The following is a 16,094-nucleotide window of genomic DNA, read 5'->3' as shown; positions in this document are numbered from 1 at the left end:
GTGACACATCGAGGCAAATGACCATGACACAGATTTCGCGCGCACAATACGCGGACCTCTATGGTCCGACGGTCGGCGACAAAATACGCCTTGGCAATACGGACCTGTATGTCGAGATCGAGAAGGATCTTCGCGTTTACGGCGACGAAATTCAGTATGGCGGCGGCAAGACGCTGCGCGACGGGATGGGATCCGACAACCTGCTGACTCAAGAAGCCGGCTGTCTCGATCTCGTCATCACCAACGTCACGATCATCGACGCGATGCTCGGGGTGATCAAGGCTGATGTCGGGGTCCGCAATAGCCATATTGTGGGCATCGGCAAGGCGGGTAATCCATCGACCATGGAAGGCGTGACGCCGGGCCTCGTCACAGGAACGGCAACAGATGCAATTTCCGGCGAGCACTTGATCCTCACCGCGGGCGCGATGGACGTCCACGTGCACTATATCTCACCCCAGCAAGTCTACGCCGCACTGTCGAACGGGATCACGACAATCTGGGGCGGCGGCATAGGCCCCACGGACGGAACGAATGGCGTCACGACGACCAACGGTCCGCGCAACCTCGAGATGATGCTGCGCGCGATCGAGGGTCTTCCAATCAACATCGGACTCTGCGGAAAAGGCAACTGCTCCGCCCAAGATCCCCTCGTCGAGCAGATCTTGGGCGGCTGTGCCGGCTTCAAGGTGCACGAGGATTATGGTTCGACTCCGGCCGCTATCCGCGCCTGCCTCGAGATTGCGGACGACTACGATGTAGCCGTCGCGGTCCACACGGACACCCTGAACGAGTCTGGGTTCGTCGAAGATACGATTGCTGCATTCAACGGCCGCACGATTCATACCTACCACAGTGAAGGCGCCGGCGGCGGACATGCGCCGGACCTGCTGAAGGTCGTCGGCCAAAGCAATGTTTTGCCGAGTTCGACGAACCCGACGCTTCCTTGCGGCGTGAACTCCGTCGCCGAGCTGTTCGACATGATCATGGTCTGTCACAACCTCAACCCGAAAATCCCATCCGACGTCGCCTTCGCCGAAAGCCGTGTCCGCGCCGAAACGATCGTGGCGGAAAGTGTCCTGCATGATATGGGCGCGATCTCGATGATCGGCAGCGACTCTCAAGCCATGGGCCGCATCGGCGAGTCGTTCCTGCGCGCATTCCAGACAGCGGATATGATGAAGAAGGCGCGCGGTCCGCTGGGCGAGGACAAGAACAGCGGCAACGATAACTTCCGCGTGTTGCGGTACCTCGCCAAGGTGACCATCAACCCCGCCATAACGAACGGCTTGTCTGATGTGATCGGTTCGGTTGAACCTGGAAAGTTCGCCGATCTCGTTCTGTGGGAGCCGGGGTTCTTCGGCGCCAAACCAAAATTGGTTTTGAAGGGCGGCTTCATCGTCTGGGCAAATATGGGCGATCCGAACGCGTCGTTGCCAACACCACAACCCTGTTACTATCGGCCGATGTTCGGCGGAATTGGGCAGGCCGGAATTAAGAATTCGATCACGTTCGTCTCGCGCGCCTCGTATGACAACGACATCGCCGAGCGTTACGGCCTCGAGCGCATGGTTGTCCCCGTCTCGCAGACCCGCGTGCTCGGCAAGAGACACATGGTGCGCAACGACTATCTCCCGAACATTTGGGTCAATCCCCAGACCTTCGCTGTCATGGTCGATGATGTCCACATCACGGTCGACCCACCAAGATCGATCGCACTCAACCAGCTCTATTTCTTCAGTTGAATTGGAACAGGCCCTGCAACACGGAGACTGAGCATGATCATCATTGAGGGTATCGTCGGCAATTCAGGCGAACCGGATTGGGCATCTCGTCTCGAAGGTGCGCGTGTTGACTGGCTTGTACTGGATCAATGGGAAGCCCAAAAGAGCCGGCTGCGCAAAGCCACCGAAAATGATGTCGAACTCGCGCTGTCGTTGGATCGCAATACGCACCTCCACGACGGAGACATCCTGTTCTGGAACGAGCGGGACCATGAGGCGATCGTCGCGCGGATAAATCTGAAAGAGGTCATGGTGATCGACCTGACAGCCATAATGGAACAGCCGACGGAGCTCGCCCTCCGGACGATGTTCGAGCTGGGCCATGCGCTTGGCAATCAGCATTGGCCGGCCATCGTCAAAAGCTCTCGGGTGTTTGTGCCCCTCACCGTCGATCGCAAGGTGATGGCATCCGTAATGAAAACGCATGCTTTGCCGGGCATTCGCTACGAATTCATGCCAGGCGCCGAGGTCATCCCCTACATGGCGCCGCATGAAGCCCGGCGGCTTTTCGGCGGCGCGACAGAGGCATCCCATTCGCACGGCTCACGTTCGCACGGCCCACCACCGCACGGCCATGAGCATGAGGTAAATCACCATGACGGCCATGACGATACTCACGAACAGCCGCACGTCCACGGTCACTGACCTGACGGATTCGTATCGGCGCCTTCCGGAGGTGCTGCATCTTCTGCAGTTCGGAGATTCCGCGCTCCCCATCGGCGGTTTTTCATTTTCGAACGGCCTTGAGTCGGCGATCCAGCAAGAGATCGTCAGCGATGCTCCTAGTCTCAGGGAATTCGTTCTGACCGTGATGCATCAATCGGCGACGTCCGACGGCGTTGCCTTGCTCTGCGCCCATCGGGCCGCCAAGGCGAAGGATATCGATGCGCTGATGATCGTCGACCGGGCGGCGTTCGAGCGCAAACTCAACGAGGAAACACGGTTGATGACCGTGCGGATGGGGCGCAAGCTGGCCGAGCTTGCCGATGCCATCATGTCGGACCGTCTCAATCACGAATGGCTCGTCCGGATCAAGCAGGCGCAAACCGCCGGCACACATCCGGTCAGCCTCGCGCTCGTGCTCGCGGCCCTTGGCGTTGAAGCGAGAGACGCGTTCGGCGCCCAGCAATACGGCATCGCCACCACAATTCTCGGCGCCGCTTTGCGCCTGATGCGCCTATCGTTCGTCGATACCCAGAAAATCCTTCTCGAAGCAACCCGAATGGTGGCGCCTGCCTATGAGAAGGTTCGCGACGCCGAGTTGAACGACATGGCGAGCTTTCTGCCGATGGTCGACATCCTCGCCGCTGTACACGTCAAAGGCCACGTCCGCATGTTCATGAATTAGATTGGAACAAATAATATGAAGAAAATTCCCCGCATCGGCATCGGCGGCCCCGTAGGTTCCGGCAAGACCGCCATCATCGAGGCCATTACGCCCGCTCTCGTCAATTTAGGCAGCCGCGTTCTCGTTATCACGAACGATGTGGTCACGACCGAGGATGCCAAACACGTTCAGCGGACCCTCCGTGGCATCCTGATGGAAGAACGCATCATTGGCGTGGAGACGGGCGGTTGTCCGCATACCGCCGTGCGCGAAGACCCCAGCATGAACCTCGCCGCCGTTGAGGAGATGGAAGCAAAGTTTCCCGACTCCGATATCGTGCTGATCGAGAGCGGCGGCGATAATCTGACTCTGACCTTCAGCCCGGCGCTGGTGGATTTCTTCATCTATGTGATCGACGTGGCCGCCGGAGACAAAATCCCGCGCAAGAACGGTCCGGGCATAGCTCAGTCGGATATCCTCATCATCAACAAGATCGATCTGGCTCCCTATGTCGGCGCCAGCTTGCAGGTGATGGAGGACGACTCCCGCATGATGCGTGGCAAAAAGCCCTTCGTCTTCACGAACTGTAAGACCAATGAGGGCATCGCCGCGCTCGTCGAACTCATCCGGGAAAATGTGCTGTTCGACGTCAATGATCAGAAGCAGATCGCTTGATGCAAGTGCATGACACCGCGCGTGAACTGGCGAATTACCAGGACGAGCCACCGCAGCTCCGCAGCGGATCGTTCGGTAAAGTCGGCATGGTGCGGCTTGGGTTTGAGCCCCGCCCGGAACGAACAGTGCTGTCGACGCTGCATCGGCGGGCGCCGCTAATCGTTCAGCAAGCTCTGTACTGGGATGAGGAAATGCCGGCGCTTCCCTGCGTCAGCATCACCTCCAATGCCGGCGGCATCCTGCAGGGTGACCGCTACCTCGTCGAGATCGGAATGGCGCCGGGCACACAGGCTCACGTCAATACGCAGGCGGCGACGCGCATTCACGAGATGGACGCCAACTACGCCACTCAGACGCAGAATTTGACGCTCGGAGCCGATGCCTATCTCGAATACATGCCGTTCCCCATCATCCCTCACAAGCACTCCCGCTTCGTTCAGCGCACGCATATCTCGGTTGATCCGACGGCGACGCTGATCTACTCGGAAGTGCTCATGCCTGGGAGAAAATATCATAAGAGCGAGCTGTTCCAGTACGACGTATTCTCGTCCACGGTCTCGGCGGCACGCCCCGACGGCACCTCTCTTTTCACCGAGAAATTCATCATCGAGCCGGCCCAGACGAATGTCTCGCGCTTAGGCGCAATGGGCTCGTTCGACGTATTCGGAAACGTCATCGTGTTGACCCCGAAAGTGCACGCCGATCACCTGCTCGATGCCATAGAACCTGCATTTGACAAGGCGGAGCGACTTGCAATCGGAGCCAGCCGCCTGCCTCACGACGCCGGTCTGGTGTTCAAGGTTCTCGGCATGGAGACGGCGCCAGTCAATGCAGCCATTCGGAAGTTCTGGTCGCGTGTTCGCCAGCAAGTCGTCGGCGTTCCCGCGCCGGAAAAATTCCTCTGGGCGTAAGGTGAATCATGGCGGACGCGGCGAACATCAACGCGTGGGACGATATGGCGAACCGCAACCCCGTCGTCCGATTTATCGATGAATGCCTCCGCGGTGCAGGCCAAGTCATTTTCCAGAACAATCCGCTGACGGGGATATTCTTCCTGGCTGCCATCTGGTGGGGCTCGATCGTAGCAGGGCAGGTTGCCGTCGCTGTGGGGGCCACGATCGCTCTCATAATAGCAACCTTCACTGCGGTCCTGCTCGATGTCGATGAGCCATCGCTGAGGCAGGGACTATTCGGCTTCAATGGAATTCTGGTTGGAGCCGCCGTGCCGAGCTTCATCGCGCCCGGTTGGACGATGTGGATTCTGCTCATCATCGGCGCCGCCGTCTCGACCGTCGTAATGCTGGCGATCTCCAACATCATGAAGACATGGGGAGTGGCGGCTCTCACATTCCCGTTCGTCCTCACGACGTGGTTTCTGATGTTGAGCGCCTATGCCTTTCATCGCATTCCGATTGCGGGCTTGTCTGCTCCCGCACTCCCCCACGCAGCCAACGTCACAGACCTTCATGCGACGCTGGGGAATTACCTAGAGTATTTGTTCAAAGGACCGGCGCAAGTCTTCCTGATCAACAATGCCATCAGCGGACTTCTCGTCGTGATCGGGTTGTTCATCAATTCCCGCGCCGCCGCCATTTTCGCCCTGGTTGGTTCTGCGGTCGGCATAATCATAGCCTTGATTTTCGGCGGCAGCCCGAGCGCGATCGCTAATGGCCTCTATGGCTTCAGCCCAGTTTTGACAGCGGTCGCACTCGGTTGCGTCTTCTACGCGCCGTCTTGGCGCGTCACCCTCTACGCTCTGCTAGGAACAATCTTCACCGTCATCGTTCAGGCGGCCCTCGATACGGCCATGACGCCGATCGGCATACCGACTTTTACAGCGCCGTTCGTCTTCGCGACTTGGCTGTTCCTGCTGCCCAAGGCCAAGCTGAAACCGCACCCCCACGAAGAGATCAAGAACGGCCTCTTCACGAAGCACCCGGTGGCTCAGGACCTGCCGCCGACCTGAGGCCGTCACTGTCCATTGCGAGAGGCGGTTCGGCTCACGTTTTGGAGCTTTTGGATGGACACCGTATTCCGCGTTGTGGCCGTCATCATCGGCGCCCTCGGACTGTACTTTTATTTTCGTTCGATTGTGCGGGTAATGCTTATCAACCGGCGCGAACCCGATCTCGTCGAGATCGGCGCCCGCTCCGCGGCGGTGTCGTTTGTCTATAGTCTCATCGGGAAAGATAGCGACTATGCGCGGACGCAACGGCTTCAAGCCTGGATATTTCCGATCTTCATCTTCATTTGCGTCGTATGCTGGTTCCTTCTTGTCCAGATGTCGTTCACCTTCATTCTCTGGGGTCTGAGGTTGGAGCCGGGCTTTCCGGAAGACCTTAGCTCCAGCGGCTCGGCCCTAAGTACGCTCGGCTTCAAAACACCGTCGCATCTTCTCGGTGAGTACCTCGCAATCTTCGAAGCAGGCATTGGGCTCGCCGTTGTCATCCTCTTGTTCACCTTCGTTCCAGGCTACCAGGCAGCTGTCCAGGTTCGCGAGCGCAAGGTCGGCTGGCTCTACGCGCGGACGGGTCGCCGGCCCACCACATCCAGCCTGCTTGAAACGCTGCATCGCACTGGCCAGCTCAAGCACGATAGCGTCTGGGAAGAATGGGAAATCTGGTTTCGCGGCGTCTTTGAAACGCATTCGATCGCGCCGATACTTGCTTACGTGCCATCGATCTATCGCGGAGCGAGTTGGGTTGGCGCCGCTGCCGCCGTACTCGATTCCGCGTCTCTCTTCGCAGCCTGCCTCCCTGACAAGGATACGGAATCGGCGCGCATTTGCAGGCGTATCGGCACCGTTTGCCTCAAATATATTGCCGTTGAGCTAAATCCGCATACTCCGGCGGACGCCTGGTCAACACAGAGTGTCGATCCGCAACTGATCGCGAATTTCGACATTCTCTACGACAGGCTTGCCGAAATAGGATTGCCGGTGAAAAGCGATAGGGATGCGTGCCGCTCCCATTTCGTCAGGCTGCGCGCGGAATTCGAAGAGAGCGTTCGCCTGATCGCCAAATCGACACGCATGCCGGTCGAGGAGCCCTGGATACTCCCGCACGCTCATACCAAGCCCGATCACAGCCCGCCGAAACCCGCATGATGCCGCTCACCCAATGCGAGGCCGCGGAGCTGGCGTCACGCCGTCGCCGCCGAGCTTCAGACCGAGAATGACGACGATGTAACCGAGGATCAGGTTGGCCAAGAGATAAAGGATCGCAACCGTCAGATCCGACGTCGACGTCATCATCAGAATGAGCGCGCCATAGACCATGCTCGAGAAGGTCGACAGCCCACCCATGACGCCCGTGCCGAGCATAGAGTTGACATCGTCGGTTAAAACAGCGCGCTTGTGCAGCGCCGTCACCAGCCCGAGCAGAAACGCAGCTATGAGGTTGGCGACCAGAATGTCGAGCGGAAAGCCTTCCGCATGTGGAACCATCAACATTATGAATTCGCGGAGCATGGCGCCTATCGCACCGCCGACGAATACGAGAATGATGACATTGATCATCGCCAGTCTTCCTTATCCCTGTAGGCGGGCGAGCGCGAACCCGCACCACGCGGCGATCAGACCGACAATCGTTGACAGCACCAGATAGTACGTAGCGTAGCCCGCGCCATTCGATGCGTTGAGCTTGGCGGCATCGAGCTGCATACTGCTGAAGGTCGTGTAGCCCCCGAGGAATCCGGTCAGAACACCGGAATTCAAAGATGCTCCGTACCGGTCGCGCCAGTCGACGGAGAAGAGTTCCGACAGATAGCCGATGATGAAGGCGCCGGTAATATTGATCAGAAAAGTCCCGAGCGGAAAGGAGCCGTGATAGACGCGTCCTGTAACGTGCCCGACCCACCAACGCAGCAACGATCCGATCCCACCGCCGAGGCCGACCCACATCACGTCCAGAGCAGTCATTGTGATCTCCTTCGGACAGTCGTGTGGTTACGTACTCGTCGCCTCATCGGAACGGCCATCGATGCAGTCGGCGAGCGCATCGAGCGCGTAGCGAATCTGCTCAAGCGCAAAAGAGACATTTGAAATGTAGTCGGGGCCGGACTTGCCGAGAGCTGGCGGATCGGCCAGGGCGGATTTGCCGGCGTTACCGGTCGGTTGCACACCAGCACCTGTTCGCCATGCATCGAGGGCCGCGGCAGCGGCCGAAGAATACGCAACAAATCCTGTACTCAAAATTTCTTTAGACGGTGTGGAGCGAGCGGAGGTAATCGCGGCTCCCAGGGCCAGCATGTAGTCACAGATCTCAGCCGTGACCACGCGGGTTGGGACGATCATCGCGTCGCCGAAGGCCGCCGGCCACGGCTTCCGGGAGACGCTGCGGAGGACGAATACCGCCGACCGCAGATCGATCAGGTTATGCCGCAGGCGCGCCGGATCGAGGGTGCTTCGCGCAATATGGGTGGCTTCCTCCTCCGCGACTTCCTTCGTGAGCGTCGCGATTCTGCGGTAGGAACCGTCGATATCTTTATTCGCCTTCGAAATCTCGCTGTCGACCGGCTTGCCTTCCTGGCGATCGACGGAAAGCGATATCAGGTTAGCGAGAAGTGTCAGCGCATGGTTTGCCTCGTCCCGCATTGCCGTATCAGACCGCGCTGGCGCGACGAACAGCGACACAAGGATGCCGATGATGCAGCCGATAAAAATCTCGATCACGCGATGCAACGCCGAGATCCAGGCCACGGCATGGCTGGCTGGGCTTATGAGCACAATCGCAGCCGTCATTGGCGCAACACGGAAGCTTGAATCGCGTGCTGCCAGCATCCCGAGAATTCCGATAGAAACGACTAAGCCGCTCGCCGTGCCGAACACCGTCGACGGAGTTATCGTGGCAACTAAAAAGCCGGCCAATGCACCGACGATCGTGCCAACAAAGCGATCGGCGCCGGCTTTGAGTGACGCACCGACCCGCGGCTGCGCCATGATCACAATGGCTGTTACGACGGCCCAAAAGCCCTGGGGGAGGGCGAAAAACTCCGCGACACCATAAGCGAGCCCGCCGGCGACCGCCGTGCGTAGGCCGGCCTTCCAAACATCAGGTGTGGGAACAGGCATCTTTGGGAAATGCATGTTCCCTCCGAGCGGGCGCAGAGCCAACTCTTGTTAATGCTGCAGCCTCAGCCGCGTTCCGTCCCCGCGCGTGAGCTTTCGTGCGGCTCTTGGATATAAAGAACGCATGCGGATTAATAGCGAAGCGCGATTTTCACATCGCATTGACGACATGCTGAGAAGTTTGCGGAAGAAAATCAAAATCTAAATGATGTTAATGCGCATCTGCCATTCTCGAGTAGCCAGAGTGCCGGTGCTAATTCGTCATTGGCGCAAATATGAATATGAGATCTGGGGCGTCGTTCCATGTTTAGTCGCGCAGTCGCTTATTTCTTGTTTTGTCTAATAGTGGGCCCGGCCAGCGCTCAGACGGCGATGGAGGCGGAGAAAGGCGTTCCATCGGCTCCTGGCGCAGCTTCGTCACTTCCCCCAGCTCTCAAGGAGCTTCGAGCGTTTATAGATGCCCAACAGACGATGGACTTTAAAACATCCTTCCACACATCCAGCAATGTCCTGGATATCCAGTCGCAAGGCTCGGCGCACTTTCTAGTCCGGAAGCCCAATCAGTTTCGGATCGAGGTTTCGGCCCGGAACGCTTCGTATGAATACGTGTCCGATGGCACCGTGTTGACGATTTATAACGTTCCTCAAAAGACGTACGCGCAGGTCGCGGCCCGCGAGACTGTGCAAGGAAACATGTCCTTGCTTGCCGGTCTCATGGGGTTTCAGGCGCGCATTTTCGATTTTTTCGCAGCACTCGATCAAGCGTCAGACGGTCTAGCTTCTATCCAGATTGCCGCCAAGGGTGCAGGAACCGTCGGCGCACGCGAATGCGATCGTTTCATCGTGACATCGATGGTTGAGAAATGGGATGTGTGGTTAGAATTGCCGGCGCCTCATCTGCCATGCAAGCTCGTCAGCGGCGACGTGGATGATCCATCCGCGACATCACAGGTCAACGAATTCACTTGGGAAAAGGCACCGAATTTCTCTCCGGATACTTTCGTGTTTTCGCCGCCGCCGGGAGCCAAGAAGACCGATGTCGGCAGCGCATTGGCGTCGCCGCAATAGACACGCGCTGTTCCTGAAAGAAGCCCCGCCGAAACTCGGCAGGGCAATAGCAGGGCAATATGTGCTCACACTCACGCCGCTGTCGTAAAGTCGCGTGACTTACTGAGCCCGCGTAGATGGCTTGCCGTTCTTGCCCTCTTTCACCTCGATCTTCTTGGATTCGGTGTGGGCGGGCTTCGGAATTGTGATCTTCAGCACGCCGTCTGACATGGCGGCATTGACCTTGGACGAATCGACGCCGGCCGGTAGCTCAATCGTTCGAAGAAAAGTCCCGTAGGCACGTTCGCTGACATAAACATTTTTGTCCTCCCGATTTGACTCTATCCTTTTCTCGCCTCGGATCGTCAGCACGTTGTCTTCGAGAGAAATGTCGACATCACTGCGCTCTAGTCCCGGCATCTCGACGGAAATGTCTATTTCCTTACTGTTTTCGGCGACGTCGATGTTGGGCAGAAGATTAGGCATTTTGTGCTGGGCCGCGAGCCCTTGTGAGAAATCATCGAACAAGCGATCGATCTCGCGGTGCAAAGGGCCAAAGAGTACAGCGCCTGAGCGGGTTATGTCATTGCGCAGTGTCGAGGGAACTTGGTGTCTCAGTTTCATGACGAGATCCTTTCGTTGCTTTGATTCACGAGGTTTCGGGTTTGCGGCCGGGCCACACGCGATGCAGTTAGCCGACGGCGTTTGCCTTTTGGGGCCGCGATACGCTCGCCTCTTCGTCCACCGCGCAGTGCCTGGCTCCTGGCGGTTGAAACTGATAGAGCGTCACGGCATCGATTGGCGCGCCACTGTTCGGCAGCCTGTTGCAGAATGCCGGGCCTTTAAGCGAGGGGTAAGTGTTAGCCAAGCATCTTTATGATCTCTGAACAAAACCTGGAGATTTGTGCTGAGCACGCCAACGTGCAGTTCGCGCCGGGTGCTGCTCGATCTACGCGGAACAGTGACGTTTCGCTCTGGGGGCGTCGACGATAATGCTGGAACTCATTGCACCAGCGACTGTTACCCAAAATCGCCCCGCTTTCGAAAGTCAGAGCAATGACCGACGTACCCAGCCAAGGCGTCAGCAACCTGTTCCAGGTGTTGGCTTACATCGTGGCGCCGATCATTCTCGGCATTATGATATTCTACGGAGTTCAACGAACGCGGAAGCGGCAAGCTGCTGTCAGCAAGGCTCAGGACGAGGCGGTCAAGAACCTTTATTCGGATGATGAAGCGGATCGCGCCGCCAAAGAGCGCGCTGTGGAAGGATCCTCGAATCCGATCGATATCGTCAAACGCCAATCCGGAACGACGGGTTAGATCGATAGTCGGCCCTGAATGGAGAAATGCTTACGGCTGGAGGCGCTGAAAGTTCTCCCGCTCCAGTTCTAGCTCGGCTTGAAGGTTCGCGAGATCGCGCGATACCGTAGCGACCGCTATCTTTCGACCTGCTTGGAAGTAGCTGACCTTGCAATCGCGGGCCGCGGGATCGCCGTCGATTTCAATCTTGTCCCAGCGTTCGGCGTGCCCCACATAGCGGATCGCGACATGGTAATGCTGGCTCCAGAAAAACGGCACAGCGTCGAATCGCTCGTTGTGCCCGAGAATGTTGCGCGCAGCCGTCTGCCCCTGTCGCTCGGCGACGACCCAATGTTCGACGCGAATGGAAGCTCCCGTATGCGGGTCGGGCCAGCGAGCGATGTCTCCGGCTGCGAAGATGCCGTCCGCGGTTGTCCGCAAATACTCATCGACAATAATACCGTTGTCTGCGCGAAGGCCCGCTTGCGAGGCCAACGCCACCTCGGGATGAACGCCGATGCCGGCGACGACGAGATCCGCCTCGATGGCTTCTCCACTCTTGAGAGTGACGCCTCTCTCGTCGATCGCAGCCGCACTCGTGCCCAAGTGAAATTTAACGCCATGCTCCTCGTGAATGGCTCTGATCATGTCGCCGAGTTCCGGCCCGAGAACACGTTCCAGCGGACGCGATTGCGGACCGATCACATGCACCTCGAGGCCGCGCTCGCGCAGCGCCGCCGCGGTCTCCAAGCCGATAAAGCTGGCGCCGATTACAGCGACGCGTTTAGCAGTCATGGCCTTGTCGATCAGTGCGACGCTGTCATCGAACGTGCGCAGGTAGCGCAGCTTTGCGAGATTCGCGCCGGGAATGTCGAGCCGAACTGGAGAGGCTCCGGTCGCGAGTAGCAAAGCGTCGAACTCGACGCGCCCGCCATCCTCCAGCGTCACAACGCGGGCAGTCGCATCGATCGAGGCGACGCGAGCACCGAGGCGCACATCGATCCGCTTCTTCTCGTAGAAGTCTGCCGAGCGCAGCGGGATCCAATCCGCGGGGGCTGTCCCCGCAAGAAAATCTTTCGACAGATTGGGCCGGTCATAAGGTAACGCATCGTCCGAGCTCAGCATGGTGATGCTTCCGTCATATCCGTAACGGCGCAACATCTCTGCGGCGGCATTGCCGGCCGCACCGCCACCGATGATCACGACCGAGCGCAACTCGGTGCCGCTCCGCGCATGCTTGCGATCGACTTTCAACTTCTCGCGCACGAATAGCATGTCGCCATCGCGCTCGACGCGCCAGCAAGACACGGGGTTGAGTGCTGGCGCGCGCAATGCCTCCCCAGTGCGAAAGCTGAAGCAGGCGTGATGCAGCGGACAGTGTCGTCGACAAGAAGGCCATCGGCGAGAGGGCCATTGTAATGCGTGCAAATTGCGCTGATTGCGAAGATTTCTTCGCCTTGCCGGGCGACCAGAACCGCATCGTCGCCGACATGACCAAGCAGCATTGCGCCGGTGGACAGGTCCGAGGCTGCGATTCCTTTCGTTAAGTCCGGCCCACTTGGCTGCGCAGTTTCAGACATCGCATCAGTCTCCGCATCTGAAAGAGCGTGAAGTTATCGCAGGGCTGACCGCAATAAAATTATTTCTGCCCGAAGGCGGCGGACAAAGCTGGATGGCGATGCGGGCGGAGGCCGCCGGTAATACCCCTGGCGAAATTGCCGATATGATAGACAGCAAGGGGCGCCGACGCATGGCGGTTTTGATAATCAAATGCTTTGGTAACGCCCTGCACCGTTATGCTAGACCATCCTGGTAAACCCGACATTGTCCGCGATGACCGTGGTGGGACCGATCGGAAGCGGTTCCGGATTGGCGACGTCGAGCTTCTGAAAGTCGATCCTCTTCTTCCAAACCTTCCGCAGAAAGTCCTCAAAGACCTGGATGGTCAGCTGCTCGCCGGGGCAGCGCCGGTAGCCGAAGCCAAACGGCGCAAAGCCCGCGTGGTCGCACACAGGCAGCGGCTTGTTTTCGACGATGCCGTAGATCGTGCCGAACGCGCTATTATTTATGGTGGCCTTTCGGCCATCGCGAACTTCGAATGACGTCCTATCGAACGGGCACTTGGCAAAGCCGATTTGCTCGGATTTGGCTTCGTTGATCTGATGACTTGTCGGCGCGTCGATATACCGATCGGGGTCGAACTTATCTGGGTTCTTCCACTGCACAGGATCGAAGCTCGTGTCCCAATGCGGGCTGACGACGTACCCAAATCGCTGATAGGGCGGTGTCCTCACCTCGTTCATCGCCGAAATGCTTCCGCCGTTCGGAGTGATCGTGCGGAACAATTCCATGACGAACCGCTCGAGCGGTGTGAAGGCATTGCTTCCGGCGTTGTCGTAATCGCCTTCCATCGTCTTCTTGAACCAGGCCTGGGTATCAGGATCGCCGCTATCCTTCGCGAGTCTGAGCATGATGTTGTAAAGCGTGTTGCCCCATTGGCTCAGTGCCACGAAGTTATGAAAGACTTCGAAGACCACATCTTGGTGCGCAAAATGTTCTCCGTCGCCGGCGTTCTTGATCCAGTAGTAAGTGAACGTCTTTTCGGGGTTGGGCGTTGCACCGCTATTGAGATCGGTGATCTTCTTGTCGATCCACGATTTCAGGAACGCCAGGTTCTCGCGCACGACCATGTAGTTGTCGTAGACGATCTTCTGCGTCGGATCACGATACGCAAGAACGGTGTTGAAGCTCTCTCCGATCTGGCGAACTCTTGCCGGAACAGCGTCGCCCTTAACGCCGAGATGCAAATCCCAGTAGAGGTCGAAATACGTTTCCAGATAAGGCCGCATCAGAGGCCGGTTCGCGTTGCGCTCGTCGAGCAGCTTGTCAAAGAAGGCGTCAACCTTCTGGCTGTACATCGGCCCATACAAATCCGGCGTCAGGGCCGACATGTAAATGCGCTTGCGGCGATTGTCGGGTCCTCGCTTTTCCAGTCCCTGAAGAAAGACGGTGACGCCATCTTGCGGAGCAGGCTTCCAGCTTTCGCTCAGCAATCCCCAGAGGTCGTAGGGAAGCGCATTTTCCTTGGTGAACTTCACGTCGATCATCGGTAGATGCAGCCGCTCGCCCTGATATGTGCTCACCAGGAAATGCGGAACGATAACATTCTCGACGTAGGCCGGATCGAACTCCGCGAGGTATTGCTTGCGCAATCGCGCGACGGCCGCTTCGATGTCGCTGGGTGCTAGAGGCTGGCCGGCGGCCGGAGGAGATTGAGAGGCGGCGGGCCGGGCGGCCAATCCGGTGACAGCAGTCGCAGTGCCGACTAGGAAGGCTCTTCGTTCCATTTGAATTCCTCGCGGTTGGGGGAGACACCTCGTGAGAACAAGCGCGTGATCGGCGAGAGACTTGGAAAGCGCAGAGGATGTGGTCAGGCGAGACGCGGTCAGTGCATTTGAGCAGCCGCTCTAATTCGACGAAATAGTCAGACGAAAAAAGTCTCGTATAACGCGAGAATTACGCTCGCTGTTTTAATTTGCCAACCGCTCGCTGCATTAACGCTAACAATTGCCGTTTCACACGATGCAGTCGGAGACGCATGATTTCGAACAGAATAGCGCCGCGAGCTGAGCAAAAATTATCGCGATTTTTAAACACAAACATAAGAGAGGTTGCGGACATAGCGCGCTATACTGCCCAATAGACGGGGGACACTTGGAGGAATCGCCGATCACCAAGGAGTCCAAACGATGAAGTATATTATCGCGACCGCATTCGCCGCACTCTCTCTTTCCGCGGCGACGACACTGGCAATCGCCGAAGATCAGTCGGCCACAGACCCAACGCGCCACACGTTCGGCGAAGAAGGCAAGCTTCCGCCAAGTGGCGCCGTGAATAGTCGAGTTCCAGAAATGGGCGCTGACACCGGATCGAGCACGGGCACCGCAGGCACGTCTCATAGAATGGGCGACGAAGGCAAACTTCCCGCCACGAATTCAATGAGCAACGAAGTGCCGAAAATGACGAGCCCGAAGAGCCCGGACACACCGGACAAGTAGAATGTCATCGCGCCTGACTGAGGTCGTTCATTGAAAACGCGATCGGCGTTTCCTGCTCCCCGCAGGTGCGCCGGTCGCAGCTGAGAATTTTCAATTCGTTCGTAGGGTATTTAGGAGATAGCCATGACATTCAGGCCAACTCTAGAGTCTCATTCGGGAGCAGAAAATCAAAGCTGGTGGGGAGCGATGCTGGTCGGCGCCATATTTATTGTGGCCGGCCTCTTCCTCTTGGGCGACGTCGTCGCTGCAACCCTGATCAGCGCATTTGTTATCGGCATCGTACTCCTCATCGCTGGCGCAGCCGAAGTATTTCAGGCCTTCGCGGCCCCACACTGGCGCGGCTTCGTAGTCAGGCTACTCATAGGACTTCTGTACGCTGTTTGTGGGTTGATGCTTGTATCCGATCCAGCACGAGCCTCCGTCGTACTCACTCTGGTCTTCGCGCTGTCACTCATCGCCTCGGGTGCCGTCCGTATCGTCCAGGCGGTCGAGTACTGGCAATGGTACGGTTGGCTGCTGTTGGCTTCGGGGATAGTCGGCATTGCTGCTGGCCTTGTCATTCTTTCGAAATGGCCTGCCAGCGGTTTGTGGGTCCTGGGCCTCGTGGTCGCGATCGACCTTGTGCTTCACGGACTGTGGTGGATATCGCTCGGCGGCCGTTTGCGTCATGAGCGAAGTGCCATCCCAGCCTAGCGGGTCCCGCACAAGCCGGGTGAGCGCCGTCCGGCAATTGAGCGGCAGATGCCAGCCTTCGACATGCCCAGCCTTCGACATGATGGACGAGGGCTGGCGGAAGATGTGATGCTCACAAGCTCGACGGAGAAGCTCGCGGTCGG

17 protein-coding genes and 1 pseudogene are annotated in these 16,094 nt (G+C 58.1%); 12 read left to right on the top strand and 6 right to left on the bottom strand.

The window, feature by feature from the left end; translation table 11 throughout:
• Window positions 1-23 precede the first annotated feature (23 nt).
• The 7 genes from AACL53_RS14715 to AACL53_RS14685 are packed head-to-tail and all read left to right on the top strand — an operon-like array spanning window position 24 to window position 6,892.
• A complete protein-coding gene (locus AACL53_RS14715; protein ID WP_339085276.1) occupies window positions 24-1,745 on the top strand; it encodes an urease subunit alpha in 1,722 nt (573 codons plus the stop codon).
• Between the two features lie 33 nt (window positions 1,746-1,778).
• The gene (gene ureE / locus AACL53_RS14710) at window positions 1,779-2,429 is read left to right on the top strand and encodes an urease accessory protein UreE (RefSeq protein WP_339085275.1); all 651 of its coding nucleotides are present in this window, start codon (window positions 1,779-1,781) and stop codon (window positions 2,427-2,429) included.
• On the top strand, window positions 2,389-3,132 hold the full coding sequence (locus AACL53_RS14705) for an urease accessory protein UreF (RefSeq protein ID WP_339086955.1): 744 nt from the start codon (window positions 2,389-2,391) through the stop codon (window positions 3,130-3,132). Before ureE ends, AACL53_RS14705 begins: the two co-directional genes overlap by 41 nt.
• A 15-nt stretch (window positions 3,133-3,147) precedes the next feature.
• Window positions 3,148-3,786 (top strand): urease accessory protein UreG, encoded by a 639-nt coding sequence (gene ureG, locus AACL53_RS14700; protein ID WP_339085274.1) that lies wholly within the window; start codon window positions 3,148-3,150, stop codon window positions 3,784-3,786.
• A 5-nt stretch (window positions 3,787-3,791) separates the two neighbouring features.
• The gene (locus AACL53_RS14695; protein WP_339086954.1) at window positions 3,792-4,697 is read left to right on the top strand and encodes an urease accessory protein UreD; all 906 of its coding nucleotides are present in this window, start codon (window positions 3,792-3,794) and stop codon (window positions 4,695-4,697) included.
• 8 nt (window positions 4,698-4,705) lie between these two features.
• A complete protein-coding gene (yut, locus tag AACL53_RS14690; protein ID WP_339085273.1) occupies window positions 4,706-5,752 on the top strand; it encodes an urea transporter in 1,047 nt (348 codons plus the stop codon).
• A gap of 54 nt (window positions 5,753-5,806) precedes the next feature.
• Window positions 5,807-6,892: a hypothetical protein gene (locus AACL53_RS14685; RefSeq protein WP_339085272.1), complete on the top strand. Its 1,086-nt coding sequence runs from the start codon at window positions 5,807-5,809 to the stop codon at window positions 6,890-6,892.
• 6 nt (window positions 6,893-6,898) lie between these two features.
• Here AACL53_RS14685 and AACL53_RS14680 read toward each other — a convergent pair whose 3' ends face one another.
• The 3 genes from AACL53_RS14680 to AACL53_RS14670 are packed head-to-tail and all read right to left on the bottom strand — an operon-like array spanning window position 6,899 to window position 8,872.
• Window positions 6,899-7,303 carry a CrcB family protein gene (locus tag AACL53_RS14680; protein WP_339085271.1) on the bottom strand — a complete coding sequence of 135 codons (405 nt, stop codon included), beginning with the start codon at window positions 7,301-7,303 and terminating at the stop codon, window positions 6,899-6,901.
• A gap of 12 nt (window positions 7,304-7,315) precedes the next feature.
• Complete coding sequence (crcB, locus tag AACL53_RS14675; RefSeq protein WP_339085270.1) at window positions 7,316-7,705, bottom strand: fluoride efflux transporter CrcB; 390 nt, start codon at window positions 7,703-7,705, stop codon at window positions 7,316-7,318.
• 27 nt (window positions 7,706-7,732) lie between these two features.
• Entirely contained in the window at window positions 7,733-8,872 is a 1,140-nt protein-coding gene (locus AACL53_RS14670; RefSeq protein ID WP_339085269.1) for an FUSC family protein, read from the bottom strand.
• A 285-nt stretch (window positions 8,873-9,157) separates the two neighbouring features.
• Here AACL53_RS14670 and AACL53_RS14665 point away from each other — a divergent pair, with 285 nt between their 5' ends.
• Window positions 9,158-9,922, top strand: coding sequence for a DUF2092 domain-containing protein (locus AACL53_RS14665; protein ID WP_339085268.1), 765 nt, complete (start codon window positions 9,158-9,160; stop codon window positions 9,920-9,922).
• Between the two features lie 99 nt (window positions 9,923-10,021).
• Here the strand turns inward: AACL53_RS14665 and AACL53_RS14660 are convergent, their stop codons facing one another.
• Window positions 10,022-10,525: an Hsp20/alpha crystallin family protein gene (locus AACL53_RS14660; RefSeq protein WP_339085267.1), complete on the bottom strand. Its 504-nt coding sequence runs from the start codon at window positions 10,523-10,525 to the stop codon at window positions 10,022-10,024.
• A 432-nt stretch (window positions 10,526-10,957) separates the two neighbouring features.
• On the opposite strand from AACL53_RS14660, the gene AACL53_RS14655 reads away from it, so the two are divergent.
• Entirely contained in the window at window positions 10,958-11,221 is a 264-nt protein-coding gene (locus tag AACL53_RS14655) for a hypothetical protein (protein ID WP_339085266.1), read from the top strand.
• Window positions 11,222-11,251: 30 nt separating this feature from the next.
• On the opposite strand, the pseudogene AACL53_RS14650 reads toward AACL53_RS14655, so the two are convergent.
• Window positions 11,252-12,780, bottom strand: a pseudogene (locus tag AACL53_RS14650) (FAD-dependent oxidoreductase).
• Between AACL53_RS14650 and AACL53_RS14645 the strand changes: the two are divergent.
• On the top strand, window positions 12,759-13,016 hold the full coding sequence (locus AACL53_RS14645; RefSeq protein WP_339087032.1) for a hypothetical protein: 258 nt from the start codon (window positions 12,759-12,761) through the stop codon (window positions 13,014-13,016). The pseudogene AACL53_RS14650 and the gene AACL53_RS14645 sit on opposite strands and share 22 nt — an antisense overlap.
• Here the strand turns inward: AACL53_RS14645 and AACL53_RS14640 are convergent.
• Window positions 13,000-14,547, bottom strand: a complete 1,548-nt coding sequence (locus AACL53_RS14640; RefSeq protein WP_339085265.1) for a hypothetical protein — start codon at window positions 14,545-14,547, stop codon at window positions 13,000-13,002. The genes AACL53_RS14645 and AACL53_RS14640 overlap by 17 nt on opposite strands.
• Before the next feature lie 402 nt (window positions 14,548-14,949).
• On the opposite strand from AACL53_RS14640, the gene AACL53_RS14635 reads away from it, so the two are divergent.
• A complete protein-coding gene (locus AACL53_RS14635) occupies window positions 14,950-15,258 on the top strand; it encodes a hypothetical protein (RefSeq protein WP_339085264.1) in 309 nt (102 codons plus the stop codon).
• Window positions 15,259-15,381: 123 nt separating this feature from the next.
• Window positions 15,382-15,951, top strand: a complete 570-nt coding sequence (locus AACL53_RS14630; RefSeq protein WP_339085263.1) for an HdeD family acid-resistance protein — start codon at window positions 15,382-15,384, stop codon at window positions 15,949-15,951.
• The last annotated feature ends 143 nt before the right edge of the window (window positions 15,952-16,094 follow it).

The organism is Hyphomicrobium sp. ghe19, assembly GCF_902712875.1.
In the GTDB taxonomy this organism is placed as follows: Bacteria; Pseudomonadota; Alphaproteobacteria; order Rhizobiales; family Hyphomicrobiaceae; genus Hyphomicrobium_B.
The sequence above is the reverse complement of the archived record's forward strand: the minus strand, read 5'-3'. Positions and strand labels throughout refer to the sequence as shown.

Bases quoted from the DNA above. Each gene is read 5' to 3' on its own strand.
- AACL53_RS14715 (WP_339085276.1), top strand. From the start codon at position 24: ATGACACAGATTTCGCGCGCACAATACGCGGACCTCTATGGTCCGACG.
- ureE (WP_339085275.1), top strand. From the start codon at position 1,779: ATGATCATCATTGAGGGTATCGTCGGCAATTCAGGCGAACCGGATTGG.
- AACL53_RS14705 (WP_339086955.1), top strand. From the start codon at position 2,389: ATGACGATACTCACGAACAGCCGCACGTCCACGGTCACTGACCTGACG.
- ureG (WP_339085274.1), top strand. From the start codon at position 3,148: ATGAAGAAAATTCCCCGCATCGGCATCGGCGGCCCCGTAGGTTCCGGC.
- yut (WP_339085273.1), top strand. From the start codon at position 4,706: ATGGCGGACGCGGCGAACATCAACGCGTGGGACGATATGGCGAACCGC.
- AACL53_RS14685 (WP_339085272.1), top strand. From the start codon at position 5,807: ATGGACACCGTATTCCGCGTTGTGGCCGTCATCATCGGCGCCCTCGGA.
- AACL53_RS14680 (WP_339085271.1), bottom strand. From the start codon at position 7,303: ATGATCAATGTCATCATTCTCGTATTCGTCGGCGGTGCGATAGGCGCC.
- crcB (WP_339085270.1), bottom strand. From the start codon at position 7,705: ATGACTGCTCTGGACGTGATGTGGGTCGGCCTCGGCGGTGGGATCGGA.
- AACL53_RS14670 (WP_339085269.1), bottom strand. From the start codon at position 8,872: ATGCATTTCCCAAAGATGCCTGTTCCCACACCTGATGTTTGGAAGGCC.
- AACL53_RS14665 (WP_339085268.1), top strand. From the start codon at position 9,158: ATGTTTAGTCGCGCAGTCGCTTATTTCTTGTTTTGTCTAATAGTGGGC.
- AACL53_RS14660 (WP_339085267.1), bottom strand. From the start codon at position 10,525: ATGAAACTGAGACACCAAGTTCCCTCGACACTGCGCAATGACATAACC.
- AACL53_RS14655 (WP_339085266.1), top strand. From the start codon at position 10,958: ATGACCGACGTACCCAGCCAAGGCGTCAGCAACCTGTTCCAGGTGTTG.
- AACL53_RS14640 (WP_339085265.1), bottom strand. From the start codon at position 14,547: ATGGAACGAAGAGCCTTCCTAGTCGGCACTGCGACTGCTGTCACCGGA.
- AACL53_RS14635 (WP_339085264.1), top strand. From the start codon at position 14,950: ATGAAGTATATTATCGCGACCGCATTCGCCGCACTCTCTCTTTCCGCG.
- AACL53_RS14630 (WP_339085263.1), top strand. From the start codon at position 15,382: ATGACATTCAGGCCAACTCTAGAGTCTCATTCGGGAGCAGAAAATCAA.